This is a genomic window from Caulobacter sp. GW821-FHT09B08 (genome assembly GCF_059418225.1).
This window is the reverse complement of the sequence record NZ_JBWKPL010000003.1, coordinates 303,645-321,529: the sequence shown is the minus strand read 5'-3', so window position 1 is coordinate 321,529 and position 17,885 is coordinate 303,645. Positions and strand designations below refer to the sequence as shown.

The window sequence follows — 17,885 nt, the reverse complement described above, 5'->3', positions numbered from 1 at the left end:
ATGAACCACTTCAAGACCTTCGCCCTGCTGGCCGGCCTGACCGCGCTGTTCGTCGGCGCCGGCTACATGATCGGCGGCCCCACGGGCATGCTGATCGCCCTGGTGCTGGCCCTGGGCATGAACCTGTTCAGCTACTGGAACGCCGACAAGATCGTGCTGCGGACCTATGGCGCGATCGAGGTGGACGCCAGCCACCCCGAGCCGCTGATCCGCGCCTATGTCGCCGACATCGAGGACCTGGCCCGCCGCGCCGGCCTGCCGCGTCCGCGCATCACGGTGATCGAGAGCGAGCAGCCCAACGCCTTCGCCACCGGCCGCGACCCTGCCCATGCCGCCGTGGCCGCCTCGACGGGCCTGCTTAGCCTGCTGGACCGCGACGAGATTCGCGGCGTCATGGCCCACGAGCTGGCCCACGTGAAGAACCGCGACACCCTGACCATGACCGTGACGGCCACCATAGCCGGCGCGATCTCGGCCCTGGCCAACTTCGCCTTCTTCTTCGGCGGCTCGCGCGAGGACGACGAGCGGCCGGGTGGGATCATCGGCGCCATCGCCCTGGCCATACTGGCGCCCATCGCCGCCATGCTGGTGCAGATGGCCATCAGCCGCTCGCGCGAATACGAGGCCGACCGGGTGGGCGCGGAGATCGCCGGCGACGGCCGGGCTCTGGCCCGCGCGCTGGAGAAGATCGAGGCCTACGCCCGGGGCGGGGTCGTGAACCACGAGGCGGAGCGCAACCCGGCCACCGCGCACCTGTTCATTATCAATCCCCTGGCCGGCCGGGGCGCGGACAACCTGTTCTCGACCCACCCGGCGACGCACAATCGGGTCGAGGCCCTGCTGCGGCTGGGCGTCAGCCAGGGCGTGCGGGGGCGTGCGGCCACGGCCGTGCCGACGGGCGAGGGGCGTCGGGCCGGCCCCTGGGGCTGACCGGCGCGACAATCTGTCGCCCCCGTCCGTCTTTCCTCCGGCCTTAACCATGCGACAAGGCGCACGGCGTTATCTGTTTGAATGCCTGGGGGAAAGCCATGACCACGACGCTCGACAAAACCACCAACATCATCGGCCTGCTCGAAGCCCTGTCGGCCGAGATGTCGATCGCCGCCGTCTCGTGCGGTCACCTGGACAGCGCCCTCGGCCAAATCCTCGAAGAGGTGCCGATGGAGTCGCGCATGAAGGTGATGCAGGAGCTGCACATGGTCGACATGCTGGCCCAGCACATCACCGCCATCACCGATTTCGCCGCGGGCCTGGCCAATTCGATGGCCGAGGCCGGGACGCCCGACGTCGACGGCGCTCTGTCGCGCATCACCCTGGGCGACGTCGCCGCCCGCCTGCGCGACACCCTGGCCGCCAAAGCCGCCTAAGGGGCGTCCACCGGCTTCAACGGGTTATATTCCCAGGTCCACGGCATCCCCGTCTCGCCCAGCGCGGCCTTGACCAGCGGCGGGAAGATGCGCGCGCCGGCGCCGCTGTTGGTCAGCATGACGATGCAGCGGCGGCCGCGCTCGACGCAGACCAGCATGTTGTCGGTGATGTCGTTGTGGCCGCCCTTGAAGAAGGCGTGGCCCTGCGGACCGTCGAACACCACCACCCCGATCCCGGCCGCCAGTCCGATCTTCGCATTGGCCGGCTCGACCTCGGTCAGGGTCGCCGGAAACTCGTGCGGATTGACGATCGGGAAGCTGGGCTTGACCCGTTCGGCGGCCGACGCCTTCGACAGCCCCTGGCCCGTGACCATGGCCGCCGCCAGCTTCGACAGGTCGTCGATGGTGGTGTCCAGCGAGCCGGCGGCTTTCACGCTGCCGCGCTCGTCATGCTCCTCGAACTTGCCGTCGGCGTGATAGCCGTCGGCCAGGTTCGGGCGGAAGTCGGGCCGCCAGCTCATGGCGCTGCGGGTCATGCCCAGGGGCTGGAAGATCCGCCGGTCCATCTCGTCGCCGACCTTCAGGCCCAGGCCCTGCTCGATGACGAACTGCAGCAGGTTCAGCCCCTCGCCCGAATAGATGTAGCGCGTGCCGGGCTCGGTCTTGATGTCCAGCTTCTCGTCGGGGTTCAGCCAGCGGAAGTTGGGAAAGCCCGCCGTGTGGGTCATCAGCATGCGCGGGGTGATCTTCTCCCAGCGCGGGTCGCCGGCTAGGTCCTTGTAGACGTCGTATTCGGGCAGGGGTTTGGGGAGGTAGGCCTTGATCGGCCTGTCCAGGTCCAGCTTGCCGTCGTCGACCAGCATCAGCACGTACTGGCCGAACGTCGCCTTGGTGATCGAGGCGGCGTACATCACCGTGTCGGGTTTCAGGGCGCGCTTCTGCTCGACATTGGCCCAGCCCTGGGCCGAGACGTGGGCGACCTTGCCGTTCTCGATCACGGCGAAGGCCAGGCCCGGCACCTTGCCGCGGGCCATCAGTTCGGCGGCGGTGGCGTCCAGTTTCTTGTCGTCAGCGAGGGCGGGGGAGGCGAGGAGGGCCGCGCCCAGCAACGCGGGGGCGGCGAATGAAACGAATTTACGGAGCACTCGGGTCCTCGTCGGTTGCGCGCGGCTGAGCCGTGGGCAAACTAGGGCCCAGTTTTCCCTTCTTGCCAAGGTTGTGCATGGGCCCGGATCGACGCGGAGTGCTGGCTGCGGGTCTGGTCCTGGCCCTGGGCGGGTGCGCGACGCGCGGCCCGGGCGGCGTGTCGCTGGTCCTCAAGCCCGGCCCCGAGGCGGGCGAGCTGGAGACCCTGCGCGGCGTGTGGGCCGACGAGACGGGCGTGGTGATCCTGGTGGTCTCGACCGGCTGCACGGCCAAGACCGATCTGGCCTTCTATGTGGGCCAGGAAGGGGGGTGGCGGACCCTGGCCTTCGCCCGCAAGCGCCTGGACGTCTGCCGCGCCGCGCCACGCGTCCAGGACGTGCGCTTCAGCTACGAGGAACTGGGGCTGACGGGGGCGGGATCGGTGCGGGTGCTGAATGCGGTGAAGGCGGGCTGACCGCTCACCCCTTGGGCGTGAACCGCTCGACCATCCAGGGCAGCACGCGGGCGGGACGCTTGGCGGCGATGTCGATCAGCACCCAGTCGGTGCGGCACTGGGCGCACATCTCGCCGTCCGGACCGTCGATGCGGATGTAGCGCTCGAAGCGCGGCCCCTTCAGCTCGCCCACCCAGGTGTAGCCGGTGGCGGATTCGTGCGGCAGCAGCTCGCGGCGGTAGTCGATCTCGTGGCGGCGGGCCACCCAGCTCCACGGCGCGCGCTCTTCGGGCGAAGCCCAAGCGTCCCAATGCGCAATGGCCAGGTCCTGGGCCCAGGCCAAGTAGACCACGTTATTGACGTGGCCGTTGGCGTCGATGTCCGACGCCTTCGGGACGAAGGTCAGGCTGTAGGCGTCGCCCGGCGGGACGAAGACGCGGCTCAAGCTTCCAGCAGGCCTTGCTCGGCCAGCATGGTCTTCAGCTCGCCCGACTGGAACATCTCGCGGACGATGTCGCTGCCGCCGACGAACTCGCCCTTCACGTAGAGTTGGGGAATGGTCGGCCAGTCGGTGAAGGTCTTGACGCCCTGGCGCAGTTCGTCGTCCTGCAGGACGTCGACGCCTACGAACGAGACGCCCAGGTGGTCGAGGATCTGGACGGTCACCGCCGAGAAGCCGCAGCGCGGCTGGTCCGGCACGCCCTTCATGAACAGGACCACGGGGTTTTCGGCCACGGTCTTGGCGATGAAGTCGAGGGCGGGGGAGGAGGCGACGTCGGTCATGGGGAGAAGATCCTTGGCGTAGGCTCTCAGCTAGGCGCCGGGGGCCTTCCGGTCAAGTGCGGCGGGGCGTTCAGGCGCGCCGCTTGGCGTGCTTCTCGGCTTCCTGGGCCGAGAACCGGGCCATCTCGATCTGGGCGGCGCAGCCGGTGGGCAGGTCGCGTTCGGCGATGGCGGCCTGCGCCTCCACTTCGGCCGGCGTGCTGGCGGTGATCTGCACCGTGGCCAGCGAGGGCTCGGTCAGGGCGTAGGCCAGGCAGATCTGCTGGGGGCTCCAGCCGGGCGTGTTGTGCAGGAAGTCGTAGCCGCCGACGTCGGCGAGCGGGTCGGTGCGGCGACGCCACAGCGAAGGCTTGGGCAGGAAGGCCGCCTTGCGGTCCTCGCGCAGGCTGGTGGGCCAGTAGTCCTGGCTGATCACCGCCATCTCGCGGCCCATGGCGGCGCGCACGCGGTTGCGCTCGACCCAGCCCGAAGCCAGGTTGAACGGCGTGGCCATGGCCTCGAACTGGCCCGAGGCGGCGTAGGCGTCGAACTTCTCGCCGGCCCCGGCCACGCCCAGCAGGCGGATCAGCCGCGCGTTGCGCAGGGCCTTCAGCTGTTCCAGGGTCTCGGTGGGGAAGGCGTTGGCGTCCGGATCGTCCAGGGTGGCCAGGTCCAGGTGGCCAAGACCCGTGCGGTCCAGGGCCTGGTCGATCATGTCGTGGATGGCCTGGGCCTTCAGGGCCCGGTCGCTGGAGCCGCGCAGCCGCCAGCCGATGAACAGCAGCCGCCGCTCGACGGTGGAGAAGGCTTCGGCCGCGCCCTCGATCAGGGCCGGCGACACGCCGTCGAACTCGAAACTGTTGATGCCGCTTTCCAGCGCCGCATAGATCAGCTTGCGCCAGTCGCCGGCCCGCAGGCGCGACTGGTCTTCCAGCCTCAACGAGATCGCCGAGACCGCCGTGCCCGAACCGCCGAAGGGGCGATAGCGCATGGCGTTACTCCGTGGGCGCCGCGGTTTCGAGGGCCAGGGCGTGCAGCGTCCCGCCCAGCACGTCGGCCAGGGCGCGGTTGACCATCTGGTGCTGCTTGACCCGGTTCAGGCCCCGGAAGGCCGGCGAGACGATGCGCGCCTTGTAGTGGTCGCCGTCGCCGGCGAGGTCGGTCAGCACGATCTCGGCGTCGGGGAAGGCGTCGTGCAAACGGGCTTCGAGGTCGGGGAAGGACATGGGCACGGGCGAAGACTCCGAATCTCTCGACCTCGGGTATGCCGCGTAAACCTTAAGAACGGGCATACGAGAAAAATGCCCGCCTCGGCTGAACGTTGCGTTTAAGGCCGACCCGCCGCATTGAAGAGGTCATGATCCGCACCACGCTCCACGCCGTCGCCCTGGCCGCTCTTCTGGCCACGGCCTCCACCGCCGCCCACGCCGCGTCCAAGCCCGGCGCCCACGCGCTCGACGATGTCCGCGTCCTGTCGGCCGACGACATGGAGGGCCGGGGCGTCGGCACGCCGGGCGGGGCCAAGGCGCTGGCCTATGTCGTCAAGCGGTTCAAGCAGATCGGGCTCAAGCCCCAAGGTAAGACCTTCGAGCAGCCGTTCGCCTTCCGGCCCAAGTTCGCCTTCAAGGACACGACGGGCGTGAACCTGGTGGCCCGCATCCAGGGCACGTCGAGTTCGGACAAGGTGCTGGTGGTCTCGGCCCACTACGACCATCTCGGGGTGCGCCGGGGCGAGGTCTATAACGGCGCCGACGACAACGCCTCGGGCGTGGCGGGCCTGCTGGCCGTGGCCGAGGCCTTCAAGGCCAGGCCGCCGCGCCACACGGTTCTGATCGTGGCCTTCGACGGCGAGGAGAGCGGCCTGCGCGGGGCGCGGGCCTTCGTCGCCGACCCGCCCGTGCCGCTGGCGTCCATCGGGCTGAACGTCAATTTCGACATGATCAGCAAGAACAAGAAGGGCGAGCTCTATGTCAGCGGGGCGGGGCCGCAGCCGTTCCTCAAGCCCGTGCTGGCGGGCGTGGCCAAGACCGCGCCGGTCAAACTGAAGCTGGGCCACGACACCGACGCCGAGGGCAAGGAGAACAACTGGACCATGCAGTCCGACCAGGGGCCGTTCGCCCAGGCCGGCGTGCCGTGGGTCTATTTCGGCGTCGAGGACCACCCCGAATACCACAAGCCCACCGACGACTTCGCCACCGTGCCGCAGGACTTCTTCAAGCGCGCCGTCGCCACCGTAGTCCAGGCCACGCGGGCGCTGGACGACGACCTGGACGGGATCAGCAAGGCGGCGGGGCGCTAGTCCGGGACGCCCCCTCCGTCGGGCTACGCCCGCCACCTCCCCCGTTGCACGGGGGAGGAGAAGATCAACGCGGCATCCTCCTCACCCGTGAAACGGGGGAGGTGGCGCGATGCGGATACGCATCGTGACGGAGGGGGCGTCCGGCGCTGAACTTCAGTCCCCTTCTTCTTCTTCCCCGTCGTCTTCCTCAAGCCCGAACACCTCGTCGATGACCTCGACGATCTCCTCCAGGTCGTCGAGCGTGACCCGCAGCTTCAGGGTCTGCTCGTCGTCGCCGGTGACGGTCAGGAAGATGCCGTCCGGCGTCTCTTCCAGGATGAACTCGTCCAGGTTCGGGGTGACGGCCATGGTGTGCTCCTCGGTTGCCGGGCAAGCGGCTGGGGAACGGCTTGGTTCCAGCCTCAGCCTTTAGACCCGAACCGACAGATAGTCTCGCCGCGCGCCAGGATCATGACGACCCTGTCGCGCGGCGATGCGGCTAGGCCGGCTCGGCGGTCTTGTAGCGGTCGGCCGAGCGGTTGCGCGACAGGTTGGGCAGCAGCTTCTGGCGCGCGGCGTCATAGGCGGCGAAGTCGGCCGCGTCGGGCAGGGACGGGATGGTGATCAGCTCGCCCTGGAAGAAGCCGGCCAGGGCCGAGTCGACCAGGTCGTCGACCTCCATCAGCATGTTCGGGTCCAGGGCGTCGGCGCCGCCGCTGCCCGAGCGGTCCCAGATCTCGGTGCGGGTCGCGCCCGGCAGCACGGCCTGCAGGCGGACATTGGGGCTCAGTTGCAGGCGCAGGGTCTGGGTGAAGTAGGTCACATAGGCCTTGGTCGCGCCGTAGACGGCCGACTGCAGCTCGGGGGCCAGGCCCACCACCGACGAGATGTTGACGATCGCGCCGCGGTCGCGGACGGCGAAGGCCTTGGCGGCGGCGTGGGCCAGGCGGGTCACCGAGACCACGTTCAGCTGGATCATCTGCTCGACCTTGTCGACGTCCTGCTGGACAAACGGGCCGGCCAGGGCGACGCCGGCGTTGTTGATCAGAATGTCGATGGAGGCGTCTTGCGCCAGGCGCGCCTCGACCACGGCCAGGTCGGCCTTGTTGGTCAGGTCGGCGGTGATGATGTCGACCTTCACGCCGGTGTCGGCGCGCAGGCGGGCGGCCAGGGCGCCCAGGCGGCCGGTGTCGCGGGCCACAAGGATCAGGTCGTGGCCGAGGCGCGCCAGGCGGTCGGCATAGGTGGCGCCGATGCCGGTGGAGGCGCCGGTGATCAGGGCCGCGCCGGGAATGTCGAACTTGCTCATGGTCTTTTCGTCCTTGCTGGCGGGCCCCTTGGTCCGTCGTGAGGCTGAAATGGTATGTCACTTTCTAATTGCAAGTGACTAACTTTCGATTTGCTAGCCGGACCCCTATATTGCGCTCATGACCCGACGCGCCTTCGATCCTGGACAATGCCCCGTGGGCCGCACGCTGGAGCGTGTGGGCGACACCTGGAGCCTGATGATCCTGCGCGACGCCTTCCAGGGCTTGTCGAAATTCGACCAATTCGAGAAGAGCCTGGGCGTGGCGCCCAACGTCCTGACCCAGAGGCTGGCGGCCCTGGTCGAGGCCGGCTTCCTGGAGCGGCGGCCCTATCAGGAGCGGCCGGTGCGCCACGAATATGTGCTGACCGATCTGGGGCGCGACTTCGCGCCGGTGATGACCGCCCTGATGGCCTTCGGCAACCGGCACTACGCGGTCGAAGGGATCGCCAGCCAGATGGTCGAGGCCGCCTCGGGCCTGCCGGCCGAGCCCGTGCTGGTCGACCGCCGGACCGGCAAGCCGATGGACAGCCCCGACTTCGTCTATGCAGCGGGGCCGGCGGCGGGCCCGTTCGTGCTGGAGCGGGTGGCCCAGGTCGCGCGCCGGCGCGGGGCGTGACCCCGGCCGGTGCCGATCTGCGATTGCGGTGGCGGCTTTTCAGCCTTCGGGTGTAGGTTCGGCGCGGCCGCGCTCGGTCCGGGACAAGGTCTGGCGCGACCCAGAGAGGCGAAGACCGCCCTGGGAGGGAGCGATGATCCTGACGCTGCTTTGGAAGTGGCTGCGCAATCTGTGGCTGGACGCCCATCCGGCGCCGGCCCTGGAAGCTCCCAAACGCAACCTGGAAGACGACGGGCCCCAGCCCGCGAAGTGACCGGGACCCATTCTTAAATCAGCGCCAGGTTCCGGCCGACGCCTCCGACGGGGCGGGGACGTTGTCGCCGTCGGTGGTGACCGAAAGCCGGCTCCAGGCGTCCAGTTCGGCGCGCAGGCTGTCGATCTTGCCGCCGATCATGGCCACGGCGTCCGAGCCGGCGGCGAAGCGCAGCGGCGGATCGGCCCGTTCGGCCAGGTCGACCAGCACGCGTCCCAGCTTGGCCGGATCGCCGGCCTGGGTGTGGTTGCGGCTGTCCCAGAACGCCTTCATCTGGGCCGAGATCTCGGCGTAGTCGTCGATATGGACCGAGCCGTACTGGACCGAGGTCTGGTCCAGGAAGTCGGTGCGGAAGAAGCCCGGCTCGACGATGGTCACGTGGATGCCGAACGGCGCGACCTCGGCGGCCAGCGACTCCGAGAAGCCCTCGACGGCGAACTTGGCGGCGCAGTAGAGCGACCCGCCTTCGCCGCCCACCAGCCCGCCCACCGACGAGATGTTGAACACCCGGCCGGACCGCTGGCCGCGCATGGCGGGCAGGACGGCGCGGGTGACGTTGTAGAGACCGAAGACATTGGTGTCGTATTGCGCGCGTGCCTCGGCGTCGGTGGTTTCCTCGAACAGGCCCAGATTGCCGTAGCCGGCGTTGTTGACCAGCACGTCGATGCGGCCGAAGCGCGCCAGGGTCGCCTCGACGGCGGCCCGGGCGTCGGCCTCGCGGGTGACGTCCAGGGGCAGGGACAGCACGCTGTCGCTGTCGGGGCCGAAGGCGGCCTCCAGGGCTTCGCGGCGGCGGCCGGTGACCACCACGCGGTCGCCGGCGGCCAAGGCCGCCTTGGCAATTTCGGCGCCGAGGCCGCGGGCCGCGCCGGTGACGAACCAGATCTTGCTCATGGAAATCTCCTTGTCCATGGCGCTATTGAAGGCCCGGAGACCGTCGAGCGGGTAGGGCGATGCTCGCGTCCTCTTGCACGATCCGATCAACCACGACGCCGGACGCTTGCCGACCCGGCGCCTTCGCGCGCATGAAAAAGCCATGGACCAGCTGACCGAAATCCGCGCCCTGATCGACCGCCACGGCTGCGAGGGCAGCCTGGAGACCGCCGTTCCAGGCCTGACCCTGTTCGTGGCCAGCCGGACGACCGAGGTCATGCCGATCGTCTACCAGCCCCTGCTGTGCCTGATCGTCGCCGGTGCGAAGAATACCACCCTGGGCGACCGGTTCTTCCGCTACGACCCGGGCCAGTTCCTGACCGTGTCGGTCGAGCTGCCGGTCAGCGGCCAGGTCGTCGAGGCGCCGTACCTGGCCCTCGCCATCGCCCTGGACCCGGCCAAGATCGCCGCCCTGATCCTGGAATCGCCCGCCTTTGCGACGATGGGGTCGTCGACCGGTCTCGCCGTCAACGCGGCCGGGCCGGACCTGCTGGACGCGATCCTGCGGCTGGTGCGCCTGCTGGACCGGCCCGGCGACATTCCGGTGCTGGGGCCGATGCTGGAGCGCGAGGTGCTGTGGCGGCTGCTGCAAGGCCCCGCCGGCCCTATGGTCCGGCAGATCGGCCTGGCCGAAAGCCGCCTGTCGCAGATCAACCGCGCGATCCAATGGCTGCAGGCCCACTTCGCCGCGCCCATGCAGGTGGAGGATCTGGCGCGGCTGGCGGGCATGAGCCCGGCCTCGTTCCACCGCCACTTCAAGGCCGTCACGGCCATGAGCCCGCTGCAGTATCAGAAACAGCTGCGCCTGCAGGCGGCGCGCACCCTGCTGCTGAGCCAGCCGGGCGACGTGGCCGGCGCGGGCTTCAGCGTCGGCTACGACAGCGCCAGCCAGTTCAGCCGTGAATACGCCCGCCTGTTCGGCGCGCCGCCAGGACGGGACGCCGCCCGGCTAAGGGCGACGCCGCAGTCGGCGTTCGCGGTGGCCTAGTCGACGCAGATCGTGCCGGTCGACTTGCCGCCGACGATCTTGGCGTAGCAGCCGAACTGGACGTTGGTCTTCTGGCACTGGCCGGTGGTCGCGTCCTGCGATTCCGCATTGCCCTCGGCGATGCAGGCGCCCTGGCAGTCGGCCTTGTCCGAGCAGGTCTTGCCGGCGTCGCTGAAGGGCACCACGCAGGTGGAGCGTTGCAGGCGGCCGACCGGCTGCATCGAGCCGCCGCGCGCGGCGCACGAGGCGTCGGCGCTCTGGGCCGTCGGGGCCGGCGTCTGGGCGGACGGCGCGCAAGCGGCCAGCAGCGACAGGGTCAGAGCAGCGGTGGCCAGGATCGAGAACTTACGCATGCCAAACTCCGAGAGGGCGGGATGGAGTCGCATCGTGCGAGGCGACTCCTTTGTTCCGGTCTGTGCGGTGCGTCTATGTCCGCGTGATGACGACTAGGCCGCGCCCATGAAGCCCGGCAGCCAGGCCTCGTGAGCCGTGCGCAGGGTTTCCAGCGGGATGCTGAACAGGCCCGTCGAGGCGAAGGCTTCGCCGCCCGCCACGCCGGCCAGGTTGGCGTGCACGCCGGCTTCCTTGGCCGCCGCCAGCACTGCTTCGGGATCGGGGGTGGCGACCAGGTAGCGGGCCTGGTCCTCGCCGAACAGGTAGGGGTGGGCGTGGGCGTGGCTGGTGGCGTTCAGGGTGACGCCGACCTTGCTGGCCAGGGCGATGTCGGCTGCGGCGATCAGCAGGCCGCCGTCCGACAGATCGTGCAGGCCCGCGACGAGACCGGTCGGGATCAGGCCGCGCACGAAGTCGCCGTTCTTCTTCTCTAAGGCCAGGTCGACCGGCGGCGGGGCGCCGTCCTCGCGGCCCAGGATTTCGCGCAGATAGATCGAGGCGCCCAATTCGCCGTGGGTCTCGCCGATCAGCACCAGGGTGTCGCCCTCGGCCACGTTGCCGAAGCCCATGCGCAGGTCGTAGTCGCTCAGCAGGCCCACCGCCCCGACGGTGGGGGTCGGCGGAATGGCGACGCCGTTGGTCTCGTTGTAGAGGCTGACGTTGCCGCTCACGACCGGGAAGTCCAGCGCCCGGCAGGCCTCGGCCATGCCGTCGGTGGCGCGGACGATCTGGCCCATGGTCTCGGGCTTTTCGGGGCTGCCGAAGTTCAGGTTGTCGGTGATGGCGATCGGCAGCGAGCCGGCGGCCGTCAGGTTGCGCCAGGCCTCGGCCACGGCCTGCTTGCCGCCCTCGTAGGGGTCGTTGAAGACGTAGCGCGGGGTGACGTCGCTGGTCACGGCGATGGCCTTGCCCTTGCCGTGGATGCGCACGATGCCGGCGTCGCAGCCGGTGGCGCTGTCTTCAAGCGTGTCGGCCATCACGTGGCGGTCGTACTGCTCCCACAGCCAACGCTTGGAGGCCATATCGGGGCTGCCGACCACCTTCAGCACGGCTGCGTTCCAGTCGGCCGGGGCGGCGATCTTGCCCGGGTCCAGGTGCGGATGCAGGGTCGGCTGGACCCAGGGACGGTCGTACAGCGGCGCGTCGTCGAACAGCGGGGCCAGGGGCACGTCGCAGACCGTCTCGCCGTGGTGCTTGAGCACCAAGCGGCCGGTGTCGGTGGTGTGGCCGATGACGGCGGCGTCCAGGCCCCACTTCTCGAAGATGGCGTGGCCTTCCTGCTCGCGGCCGGGCTTCAGCACCGCCAGCATGCGCTCCTGGCTTTCCGAGAGCATCATCTCGTAGGCGCTCATGCCGGTTTCGCGCTGGGGCACCATGTCCATGTTCAGCTCGATGCCGACCCCGCCCTTACCGGCCATCTCAACCGACGAGGAGGTCAGGCCCGCCGCGCCCATGTCCTGGATGGCGGCGACGGCGCCGGTGGCCATCAGTTCCAGGGTGGCCTCGATCAGCAGCTTCTCGGCGAAGGGGTCGCCGACTTGCACGGTGGGACGCTTTTCCTCGGAGTCTTCCGAGAACTCGGCCGAGGACATGGTCGCGCCGTGGATGCCGTCGCGGCCGGTCTTGGAGCCGAAATAGACCACGGCCAGGCCCGCGCCCGGCGCGGCCGAGTAGAAGATCTTGTCGGCGTCGGCCAGGCCCACGCACATGGCGTTGACCAGGATGTTGCCGTTGTAGCCCTTGTGGAAATTGGTCTCGCCGGCGACCGTGGGCACGCCCACGCAGTTGCCGTAACCGGCGATGCCCGCGACGACGCCGTCCACGAGGCGCTTGGTCTTGGGATGGTCCGGCTCGCCGAAGCGCAGGGCGTTGAGCAGGGCGATGGGGCGCGCGCCCATGGTGAAGACGTCGCGCATGATACCGCCCACGCCCGTCGCCGCGCCCTGGTAGGGCTCGATGTAGGACGGGTGGTTGTGGCTCTCCATCTTGAAGATGATGGCGTCGCCGTCGTCGATGTCGATCACGCCGGCGTTCTCGCCGGGGCCGCAGATCACGCGCGGGCCGGTGATCGGGAACTTCTTCAGCTGGTTCTTGGACGACTTGTACGAGCAGTGCTCGGACCACATCACCGAGAACACGCCCAACTCGACCAGGTTGGGCTCGCGGCCCAGGCGGTCGAGGACGACGGCGTATTCCTCCGGCTTGAGGCCGAATTCAGCGGCCGTTTCGGCCATGGACTTCGCGGGAGAGGTCGAGGTGCTCATGGGCGGGCCTTCTAGCGTGGCCCGGGGGATTCCGCTATATTCTAGAAACATCAAAGGCGGTTCTAGAATGGGCATCAGCATCAAGCGGGCCGAGACAGAGGCCTTGGCGCGACAGGTCGCGGACGCGACGGGGGAAAGTTTGACCGAAGCGATCCACCAGGCCTTGGTCGAAAAGGTCGCGAGATTGTCCGATCCCTACGCCCTGAGCGAGGCCGAGGAGGCCGCCAAGCAGGCGTTCTTCGCGGAACTCGACGCTCGCCCGGTGTTCGACGCCCGCGACTGGCGCGAGATCGAGGCCGAGCTCTACGACGAGCATGGCCAGCCGATCGGATGATCATCGACACCTCGGCCTTGATGGCGATTTCGTTGCGCGAGCCCGAGGCGGACGCCTTTTATGCTCTCTTGCTACGCGCCAAGCGTCGCCTGATGTCGGCCGGATCCTATGTGGAGGCGGCGGAAGTCTATATGCGGCGTTGGAATGCGGCGACCGGCATCGCCTTGCTCAACCGAGACATCGCGCGGCTGCGGATCGAGATCGTCGCGCTTACGGCCGAGCAGGCGTACGTCGCAGCGGAGGCTCGCCGGTTTTATGGCAAAACCCGCCACGATGCCGATCTGAACTATGGCGACAGCTTCAGTTACGCCCTGGCCAAATCCCTGGACGAGCCGCTGCTCTTCAAGGGAAACGACTTTATCCACACCGACGTCAAGCGAGCCGCTCCATGATCTCCCGCCGCCGCCTGCTGGCGCTTGCCGCCGTTGTGCCGCTGACCGCTGCCGGCGCCGCGCCTGTCCGGGTACGGATGGTCACGGATCTCGGGCCCATCGTCATCGAGCTCTATCCCGAGAAGGCGCCGATCACCGTGGCCAATTTCCTGGCCTATGCGGACAAGCACTTGATGGACGGCGCCGCCTTCTATCGGACGGTCTCGCCGAAGAACGACAACAATCCCGCCACGATCAGCGTCATCCAGGGCGGGCTGAACCGCGACGACAGCCCGCTGCCGGCCATCGCTCACGAGACCACCAAGGTCACGGGCATCCTGCACACCGACGGGGTGATCTCGATGGCGCGGGGGGCGCCGGGCACGGCGGGGTCGGAGTTCTTCATCTGCATCGGCGACAACCACGCCCTGGATTTCGGCGGCGCCCGCAACAAGGACGGCCAAGGCTTCGCGGCGTTCGGGCGGGTGGTCGAGGGCATGGACGTGGTCCGCAAGATCCACGACGCCCCCACGGTCACCAAGGCCAACGATCCCTACATGAAGGGCCAGATCATCGAAAATCCGGTGAAGATTCAAAAGCTAAGCCGCAACTAAGGCAGCTGGGCCGAAGGAACGGGGCGAGTCCCGGGCCGTTTCCTTGCTCGTGCGCGATCGGCGCGCTGTGCAAAGGAGTAAGCTCATGGGTGACCAAAAGACCCGCGGCCCGCAACAGCAGCAGAACGACCCGCAGCGACAGTCCCCGGGCCAGCAGCAGCAGCAGGGCGACCGCGACAGGCAGAACGAGCAGGGCCGCAATCCGGGCGGCCAGGCCGACCAGGGAGACCAGCAGCGGCGCGACCGCTGACGAATTCCGCTCCGTGATGTGAAGGAGGGCCGGCGGCGAACGCTTCCGGCCCTTTTTCACGGCTGCGTTCCGGATTATGCGGAGGCCTTCGTCGGTCGGGAGCCCTTGCATGATCTACCTGTGTCGCCACGGCGAGACCGCCTACAACCGCGAGCGCCGTCTGCAGGGCCGGACCGACACCGAGCTCAACGCCCTGGGCCGCCGCCAGGCCGCCGCCATGGCCGATCTGCTGGCGGATCTCGTCGCCCGCGACCCGTCGCCGGACTGGCGGATCGTGGCCAGCCCCCTCAAGCGCACGCGTGAGACCGCCGCCGCGATCCAGGCTCGCCTGGGCGTGCCGGTCGCGTATGACGAGCGGCTGGTCGAGATCGATGTCGGCGACTGGTCGCACCGGCTGCGCGACGACGTGGCGCGCGAGAACCCCGAGCTGTTCAAGAGCCCCGAATGGCCCTTCGCCGCGCCGGGCGGGGAGAGCTACGAGGCGATCATGGATCGCGTTTCGAGCTGGCTGGCCGACCAAGCGCCGGAGGACCAGCGCCGGCTGATCGTGGTCAGCCACGGGATCGCCGGACGGCTGCTGCGCGGCGCCTATGCGGGCCTGTCGCGGGCCGAGGTCCTGGCCCAGGACGTGCCGCAGGACGCGGTCTTCCGGCTGATGGGCGGGCAGGTGGACCGGTTCGACTGCGCGCCGGTCGAGGCTGCGTAGGCTGACACTTGCCCCCACCTGACCGCTACGCGGTCTGTCCGCCCCCATAGGGGGCGGAGGACGCGCGCTCCAGTCCTCTTCCCCTATGGGGGAAGGAGGGCCGAAGGCCCGAAGGGGGCAAGTGGTGAGTGCTACTGCCCCACCACCGGCAGCTCGATGAAGCTGGCCGTATCCCCCGCGTGATAGACCCGCTGGGTCGCCTTCACATAGTCCGCCGGCTTGGCGAAGAAGATGTTGGGCACGAAGGTCTGCGGGTTGCGGTCGTAGAGCGGGAACCAGCTGGACTGCACCTGCACCATGATCCGGTGCCCCGGCTGGAAGGTGTAGTTCGCGGTCGGCAGAATGAACTGGTACTTCAGCGGCGCATTGGGCTTGAGCGCCTTGGGATCGCTGAAGCTCTCGCGATAGCGGCCACGGAAGATGTCCATGCCCACAGCCAGCTGGTAGCCGCCCAGCTCGGGCTGGCTGGGGACCTCGTCGGGATAGACGTCGATCAGCTTGACCACCCAGTCGCTGTCGCTGCCGCTGGTGGAAGCCACAAGGTTGACCTTGGGCACGCCGGCGATCTTCAGCGGCGCGGTCAGGGGTTCGGAGACGTAAGACAGCACATCGGTGCGGTCGGCCACCGCGCGCTGGTCAGTCAGCAGCCAGGGCGTCCATTTATCACGATCGCCGAACTTCATCGGACGCGGGATGTAGGGCACGGGCTTGGCCGGATCGGAGACGTATTCGTCATAGGCCGCCGGGCCCTTGGCCGCCGCCGGGGCGCTGAACGACAGGCCGCCCTTGTTGGTCAGGTACAAGGGCTTGCTGCCGCCCTGAGGCCAGGACTTGTAGCGATCCCAGCGGTTCTCGCCCGGATCGTAGATCAGCACCGGCGGGGTGTCGGCCTTGGGCGCGCCGTCCTTCAGATACTGGTTGAAGAAGGGCAGCAGCACATCGCGGCGGAACTGCAGGGCGGTGTCGCCGTCCCACTTGAAGGCGCCCAGGCTTGAGCCGTCATAATTGACCTGGCTGTGACGCCAGGGGCCCAGCACCAGGTAGCTCTTGTCGTTGGCCGTGTCCTTGGGCTCGGTGGCGGCGTAGGCGTGGACCGCGCCCCACATGTCCTCCTGGTCCCACAGGCCCTGGATCCACATGGTCGGCACCTTCAGTGGTTGCTCGGCCATGGTCTTGTCCAGCGCCTGCTGGCTCCAGAACGGCGTGTAGGCGGCGTTCTCGGTGGTCTTCTTCCACCACGGCAGCACATCGACGCCATGGGCCTTGGCGTAGTCGCCGGCCGAGCCGGCGCGACGGAAGTTCTCGTAGTCGTCGGGGCCGGCGCGCTGGATGCCTTCGCCCGCGCCGCGCACGGTGGTCTGGCCGGTGAAGTAGTCGAAGTTCACCTGCCGGAACGCGCCGTAGTGGAACCAGTCGTCGCCCATCCAGCCGTCGACCATCGGGCTCATCGGCGCGGCCACCTTCAGGGCCGGGTGCGGATTGACCAGGGCCATCACCACGGTGAAGCCCTCGTACGAGCTGCCCAGCATGCCGACCTTGCCGTTGCTCTCGGGCACGTTCTTGGTCAGCCACTCGATGGTGTCGTAGGCGTCGGTGGCGTGGTCGACCTCGCTGTTGTTCAGCGGCCCCTTCAGCGGGCGGGTCATGACGTAGTCGCCTTCCGAGCCGTACTTGCCTCGGATGTCCTGGATCACGCGGATGTAGCCGTCCGTGACGAAGACGCTGTCGCCCTCAGCCAGGGTGGCCAGCATCGAGGCGCTGTCGTTGCGCGCCGTGCGCTTGGCGGCGTTGTAGGGCGTGCGGGTCAGCAGGATCGGGGCGTTCTTGGCGCCCTTGGGCACCACGATCACGGTGTAGAGCTTGGTCCCGTCGCGCATCGGCACCATGACCACGCGCTTGTCGTAGTCGTAGCCGACCTTGGGCGCGACGTACTTGCCGTCGATGTCCGGGGTCAGGGCCGGGGTTTGGGCATGGGAGGCGCCGGCGAAGGCGGCGAGGGCGGCGGCGGCCAGCAGGCCCGCGCGCAGGGTGGATGCGAGACTCATGGAAAAGCTCCCCAATGGTGCGGGCACCTTAGGAGCGGTTATTCGAGCTTGCTATAATATAACACCGTTCCAGCCCGCATTCGCGCGGGCGGCGCGACGCCTAGGCGCTGGCGAAGATGCTGCGGAACAGAAGGGCGCCGTCTTCCGAGCCGAGGTCCGGATCGAACGAGCGGTCGGGGTGGGGCATCAGGCCCAGGACGTTGCCCTTGGCGTTCATGATGCCGGCGATGTCGCGGGCCGAGCCGTTGGGATTGTCCTGGTAGCGGAACACCACCTGGCCTTCGCCTTCGATGCGGTTCAGCGTCTCTTCGTCGGCGAAGAAGTTGCCCTCGCCGTTGCCCACGGTCATCACGGCCGAGCGCTGCTCGCCGAAGCCGGCGGTGAAGCGGGTCTGGCTGTTGACCACGTCCAGGGCGACGGGCTTGCAGATGTACTTCAGCTTCTCGTTGCGCAGCAGGGCGCCGGGCAGCAGCCCCGCCTCGCACAGCACCTGGAAGCCGTTGCAGATGCCGACCACGGCGACGCCGTCGTCGGCGGCCTTGATCACTTCGCGCATGACCGGGCTCTGGGCCGCCATGGCCCCGCAGCGCAGGTAGTCGCCGTAGGAGAAGCCGCCGGGCAGGACGATCAGGTCCAGGTCGTCCGGCAGGGCCGTCTCCTGGTGCCAGACCATCTCGACGCGGGCTCCGGCGGAGCGCTCGATGGCGACCTTGCAGTCACGATCGCAATTGGAACCGGGGAAGACGACGACGGCGGCTTTCATAGCGCGGGCCTCTAGCACCGTTCGTGGGGGTTGTCAGCGTATGAAACCCCTTACTTGAGG

Annotated in this window: 23 protein-coding genes and 1 pseudogene; 11 read left to right on the top strand and 13 right to left on the bottom strand. The window is 68.5% G+C overall.

Annotated features, from left to right (window positions below):
- Together htpX and AC07OA_RS12175 are read left to right on the top strand one after the other, a co-directional pair.
- Complete coding sequence (gene htpX, locus AC07OA_RS12180) at positions 1–930, top strand: zinc metalloprotease HtpX (protein ID WP_494664070.1); 930 nt, start codon at positions 1–3, stop codon at positions 928–930.
- Between the two features lie 98 nt (positions 931–1,028).
- Positions 1,029–1,367 (top strand): DUF8776 family protein, encoded by a 339-nt coding sequence (locus AC07OA_RS12175; RefSeq protein WP_494664069.1) that lies wholly within the window; start codon positions 1,029–1,031, stop codon positions 1,365–1,367.
- Here AC07OA_RS12175 and AC07OA_RS12170 read toward each other — a convergent pair.
- Entirely contained in the window at positions 1,364–2,512 is a 1,149-nt protein-coding gene (locus AC07OA_RS12170) for a serine hydrolase domain-containing protein (protein WP_494664068.1), read from the bottom strand. The two genes, AC07OA_RS12175 and AC07OA_RS12170, sit on opposite strands and share 4 nt — an antisense overlap.
- Positions 2,513–2,610: 98 nt before the next feature.
- Here AC07OA_RS12170 and AC07OA_RS12165 point away from each other — a divergent pair, with 98 nt between their 5' ends.
- Complete coding sequence (locus tag AC07OA_RS12165) at positions 2,611–2,967, top strand: hypothetical protein (RefSeq protein WP_494664067.1); 357 nt, start codon at positions 2,611–2,613, stop codon at positions 2,965–2,967.
- A gap of 4 nt (positions 2,968–2,971) precedes the next feature.
- Here the strand turns inward: AC07OA_RS12165 and AC07OA_RS12160 are convergent, their stop codons facing one another.
- The 4 genes from AC07OA_RS12160 to AC07OA_RS12145 form a co-directional block, all read right to left on the bottom strand.
- Positions 2,972–3,391: an acyl-CoA thioesterase gene (locus AC07OA_RS12160; protein ID WP_494664066.1), complete on the bottom strand. Its 420-nt coding sequence runs from the start codon at positions 3,389–3,391 to the stop codon at positions 2,972–2,974.
- The gene (gene grxD / locus AC07OA_RS12155; RefSeq protein WP_494664065.1) at positions 3,388–3,729 is read right to left on the bottom strand and encodes a Grx4 family monothiol glutaredoxin; all 342 of its coding nucleotides are present in this window, start codon (positions 3,727–3,729) and stop codon (positions 3,388–3,390) included. The genes AC07OA_RS12160 and grxD overlap by 4 nt, the downstream gene beginning before the upstream one ends.
- Positions 3,730–3,799: 70 nt before the next feature.
- Positions 3,800–4,699, bottom strand: coding sequence for an aldo/keto reductase (locus AC07OA_RS12150; protein ID WP_494664064.1), 900 nt, complete (start codon positions 4,697–4,699; stop codon positions 3,800–3,802).
- A gap of 4 nt (positions 4,700–4,703) precedes the next feature.
- Positions 4,704–4,940 carry a BolA/IbaG family iron-sulfur metabolism protein gene (locus AC07OA_RS12145; RefSeq protein ID WP_477034703.1) on the bottom strand — a complete coding sequence of 79 codons (237 nt, stop codon included), beginning with the start codon at positions 4,938–4,940 and terminating at the stop codon, positions 4,704–4,706.
- A gap of 125 nt (positions 4,941–5,065) precedes the next feature.
- Between AC07OA_RS12145 and AC07OA_RS12140 the strand changes: the two genes are divergently transcribed.
- Positions 5,066–6,007, top strand: coding sequence for a M20/M25/M40 family metallo-hydrolase (locus AC07OA_RS12140; RefSeq protein ID WP_494664063.1), 942 nt, complete (start codon positions 5,066–5,068; stop codon positions 6,005–6,007).
- 76 nt (positions 6,008–6,083) lie between these two features.
- On the opposite strand, the pseudogene AC07OA_RS12135 reads toward AC07OA_RS12140, so the two are convergent.
- The 3 genes and pseudogenes from AC07OA_RS12135 to AC07OA_RS12125 form a co-directional block, all read right to left on the bottom strand.
- A pseudogene (locus AC07OA_RS12135) lies at positions 6,084–6,164 on the bottom strand (hypothetical protein); the annotation flags it as partial.
- Positions 6,161–6,355, bottom strand: a complete 195-nt coding sequence (locus AC07OA_RS12130; RefSeq protein WP_494664062.1) for a hypothetical protein — start codon at positions 6,353–6,355, stop codon at positions 6,161–6,163. The gene AC07OA_RS12130 and the pseudogene AC07OA_RS12135, both read right to left, overlap by 4 nt.
- Positions 6,356–6,485: 130 nt before the next feature.
- A complete protein-coding gene (locus AC07OA_RS12125; RefSeq protein WP_494664061.1) occupies positions 6,486–7,295 on the bottom strand; it encodes an SDR family NAD(P)-dependent oxidoreductase in 810 nt (269 codons plus the stop codon).
- A 118-nt stretch (positions 7,296–7,413) separates the two neighbouring features.
- Between AC07OA_RS12125 and AC07OA_RS12120 the strand changes: the two genes are divergently transcribed.
- Positions 7,414–7,911, top strand: a complete 498-nt coding sequence (locus tag AC07OA_RS12120) for a winged helix-turn-helix transcriptional regulator (protein ID WP_494664060.1) — start codon at positions 7,414–7,416, stop codon at positions 7,909–7,911.
- Between the two features lie 271 nt (positions 7,912–8,182).
- Here AC07OA_RS12120 and AC07OA_RS12115 read toward each other — a convergent pair whose 3' ends face one another.
- On the bottom strand, positions 8,183–9,058 hold the full coding sequence (locus AC07OA_RS12115) for an oxidoreductase (RefSeq protein ID WP_494664059.1): 876 nt from the start codon (positions 9,056–9,058) through the stop codon (positions 8,183–8,185).
- Between the two features lie 142 nt (positions 9,059–9,200).
- Between AC07OA_RS12115 and AC07OA_RS12110 the strand changes: the two genes are divergently transcribed.
- Positions 9,201–10,085, top strand: a complete 885-nt coding sequence (locus AC07OA_RS12110; protein WP_494664058.1) for an AraC family transcriptional regulator — start codon at positions 9,201–9,203, stop codon at positions 10,083–10,085.
- Here the strand turns inward: AC07OA_RS12110 and AC07OA_RS12105 are convergent.
- Complete coding sequence (locus tag AC07OA_RS12105) at positions 10,082–10,438, bottom strand: hypothetical protein (protein ID WP_494664057.1); 357 nt, start codon at positions 10,436–10,438, stop codon at positions 10,082–10,084. The two genes, AC07OA_RS12110 and AC07OA_RS12105, sit on opposite strands and share 4 nt — an antisense overlap.
- Positions 10,439–10,531: 93 nt before the next feature.
- A complete protein-coding gene (gene purL / locus AC07OA_RS12100) occupies positions 10,532–12,742 on the bottom strand; it encodes a phosphoribosylformylglycinamidine synthase subunit PurL (RefSeq protein WP_494664056.1) in 2,211 nt (736 codons plus the stop codon).
- Between purL and AC07OA_RS12095 the strand changes: the two genes are divergently transcribed.
- From AC07OA_RS12095 to AC07OA_RS12075, 5 genes are all read left to right on the top strand, one after another.
- On the top strand, positions 12,711–13,076 hold the full coding sequence (locus tag AC07OA_RS12095; RefSeq protein WP_494664055.1) for a type II toxin-antitoxin system VapB family antitoxin: 366 nt from the start codon (positions 12,711–12,713) through the stop codon (positions 13,074–13,076). The genes purL and AC07OA_RS12095 overlap by 32 nt on opposite strands.
- A complete protein-coding gene (locus AC07OA_RS12090; protein ID WP_494664054.1) occupies positions 13,073–13,468 on the top strand; it encodes a type II toxin-antitoxin system VapC family toxin in 396 nt (131 codons plus the stop codon). The genes AC07OA_RS12095 and AC07OA_RS12090 overlap by 4 nt, the downstream gene beginning before the upstream one ends.
- Positions 13,465–14,061, top strand: a complete 597-nt coding sequence (locus AC07OA_RS12085; RefSeq protein ID WP_494664053.1) for a peptidylprolyl isomerase — start codon at positions 13,465–13,467, stop codon at positions 14,059–14,061. Before AC07OA_RS12090 ends, AC07OA_RS12085 begins: the two co-directional genes overlap by 4 nt.
- 85 nt (positions 14,062–14,146) lie before the next feature.
- Positions 14,147–14,311 (top strand): hypothetical protein, encoded by a 165-nt coding sequence (locus AC07OA_RS12080; protein WP_494664052.1) that lies wholly within the window; start codon positions 14,147–14,149, stop codon positions 14,309–14,311.
- Positions 14,312–14,420: 109 nt separating this feature from the next.
- Complete coding sequence (locus AC07OA_RS12075) at positions 14,421–15,017, top strand: histidine phosphatase family protein (RefSeq protein WP_494664051.1); 597 nt, start codon at positions 14,421–14,423, stop codon at positions 15,015–15,017.
- Between the two features lie 131 nt (positions 15,018–15,148).
- Here the strand turns inward: AC07OA_RS12075 and AC07OA_RS12070 are convergent, their stop codons facing one another.
- Entirely contained in the window at positions 15,149–17,062 is a 1,914-nt protein-coding gene (locus AC07OA_RS12070) for a CocE/NonD family hydrolase (protein WP_494664050.1), read from the bottom strand.
- A 100-nt stretch (positions 17,063–17,162) separates the two neighbouring features.
- Positions 17,163–17,825, bottom strand: a complete 663-nt coding sequence (gene purQ / locus AC07OA_RS12065) for a phosphoribosylformylglycinamidine synthase subunit PurQ (RefSeq protein ID WP_494664049.1) — start codon at positions 17,823–17,825, stop codon at positions 17,163–17,165.
- Positions 17,826–17,885 lie beyond the last annotated feature (60 nt).

Coding starts and splice junctions, on each gene's coding strand:
- AC07OA_RS12110 (WP_494664058.1), top strand. CDS start 9,201: ATGGACCAGCTGACCGAAATCCGCGCCCTGATCGACCGCCACGGCTGC.
- AC07OA_RS12115 (WP_494664059.1), bottom strand. CDS start 9,058: ATGAGCAAGATCTGGTTCGTCACCGGCGCGGCCCGCGGCCTCGGCGCC.
- AC07OA_RS12175 (WP_494664069.1), top strand. CDS start 1,029: ATGACCACGACGCTCGACAAAACCACCAACATCATCGGCCTGCTCGAA.
- AC07OA_RS12140 (WP_494664063.1), top strand. CDS start 5,066: ATGATCCGCACCACGCTCCACGCCGTCGCCCTGGCCGCTCTTCTGGCC.
- AC07OA_RS12080 (WP_494664052.1), top strand. CDS start 14,147: ATGGGTGACCAAAAGACCCGCGGCCCGCAACAGCAGCAGAACGACCCG.
- AC07OA_RS12150 (WP_494664064.1), bottom strand. CDS start 4,699: ATGCGCTATCGCCCCTTCGGCGGTTCGGGCACGGCGGTCTCGGCGATC.
- AC07OA_RS12070 (WP_494664050.1), bottom strand. CDS start 17,062: ATGAGTCTCGCATCCACCCTGCGCGCGGGCCTGCTGGCCGCCGCCGCC.
- AC07OA_RS12090 (WP_494664054.1), top strand. CDS start 13,073: ATGATCATCGACACCTCGGCCTTGATGGCGATTTCGTTGCGCGAGCCC.
- AC07OA_RS12095 (WP_494664055.1), top strand. CDS start 12,711: ATGGACTTCGCGGGAGAGGTCGAGGTGCTCATGGGCGGGCCTTCTAGC.
- AC07OA_RS12120 (WP_494664060.1), top strand. CDS start 7,414: ATGACCCGACGCGCCTTCGATCCTGGACAATGCCCCGTGGGCCGCACG.
- htpX (WP_494664070.1), top strand. CDS start 1: ATGAACCACTTCAAGACCTTCGCCCTGCTGGCCGGCCTGACCGCGCTG.
- AC07OA_RS12105 (WP_494664057.1), bottom strand. CDS start 10,438: ATGCGTAAGTTCTCGATCCTGGCCACCGCTGCTCTGACCCTGTCGCTG.
- purL (WP_494664056.1), bottom strand. CDS start 12,742: ATGAGCACCTCGACCTCTCCCGCGAAGTCCATGGCCGAAACGGCCGCT.
- grxD (WP_494664065.1), bottom strand. CDS start 3,729: ATGACCGACGTCGCCTCCTCCCCCGCCCTCGACTTCATCGCCAAGACC.
- purQ (WP_494664049.1), bottom strand. CDS start 17,825: ATGAAAGCCGCCGTCGTCGTCTTCCCCGGTTCCAATTGCGATCGTGAC.
- AC07OA_RS12125 (WP_494664061.1), bottom strand. CDS start 7,295: ATGAGCAAGTTCGACATTCCCGGCGCGGCCCTGATCACCGGCGCCTCC.
- AC07OA_RS12130 (WP_494664062.1), bottom strand. CDS start 6,355: ATGGCCGTCACCCCGAACCTGGACGAGTTCATCCTGGAAGAGACGCCG.
- AC07OA_RS12075 (WP_494664051.1), top strand. CDS start 14,421: ATGATCTACCTGTGTCGCCACGGCGAGACCGCCTACAACCGCGAGCGC.
- AC07OA_RS12085 (WP_494664053.1), top strand. CDS start 13,465: ATGATCTCCCGCCGCCGCCTGCTGGCGCTTGCCGCCGTTGTGCCGCTG.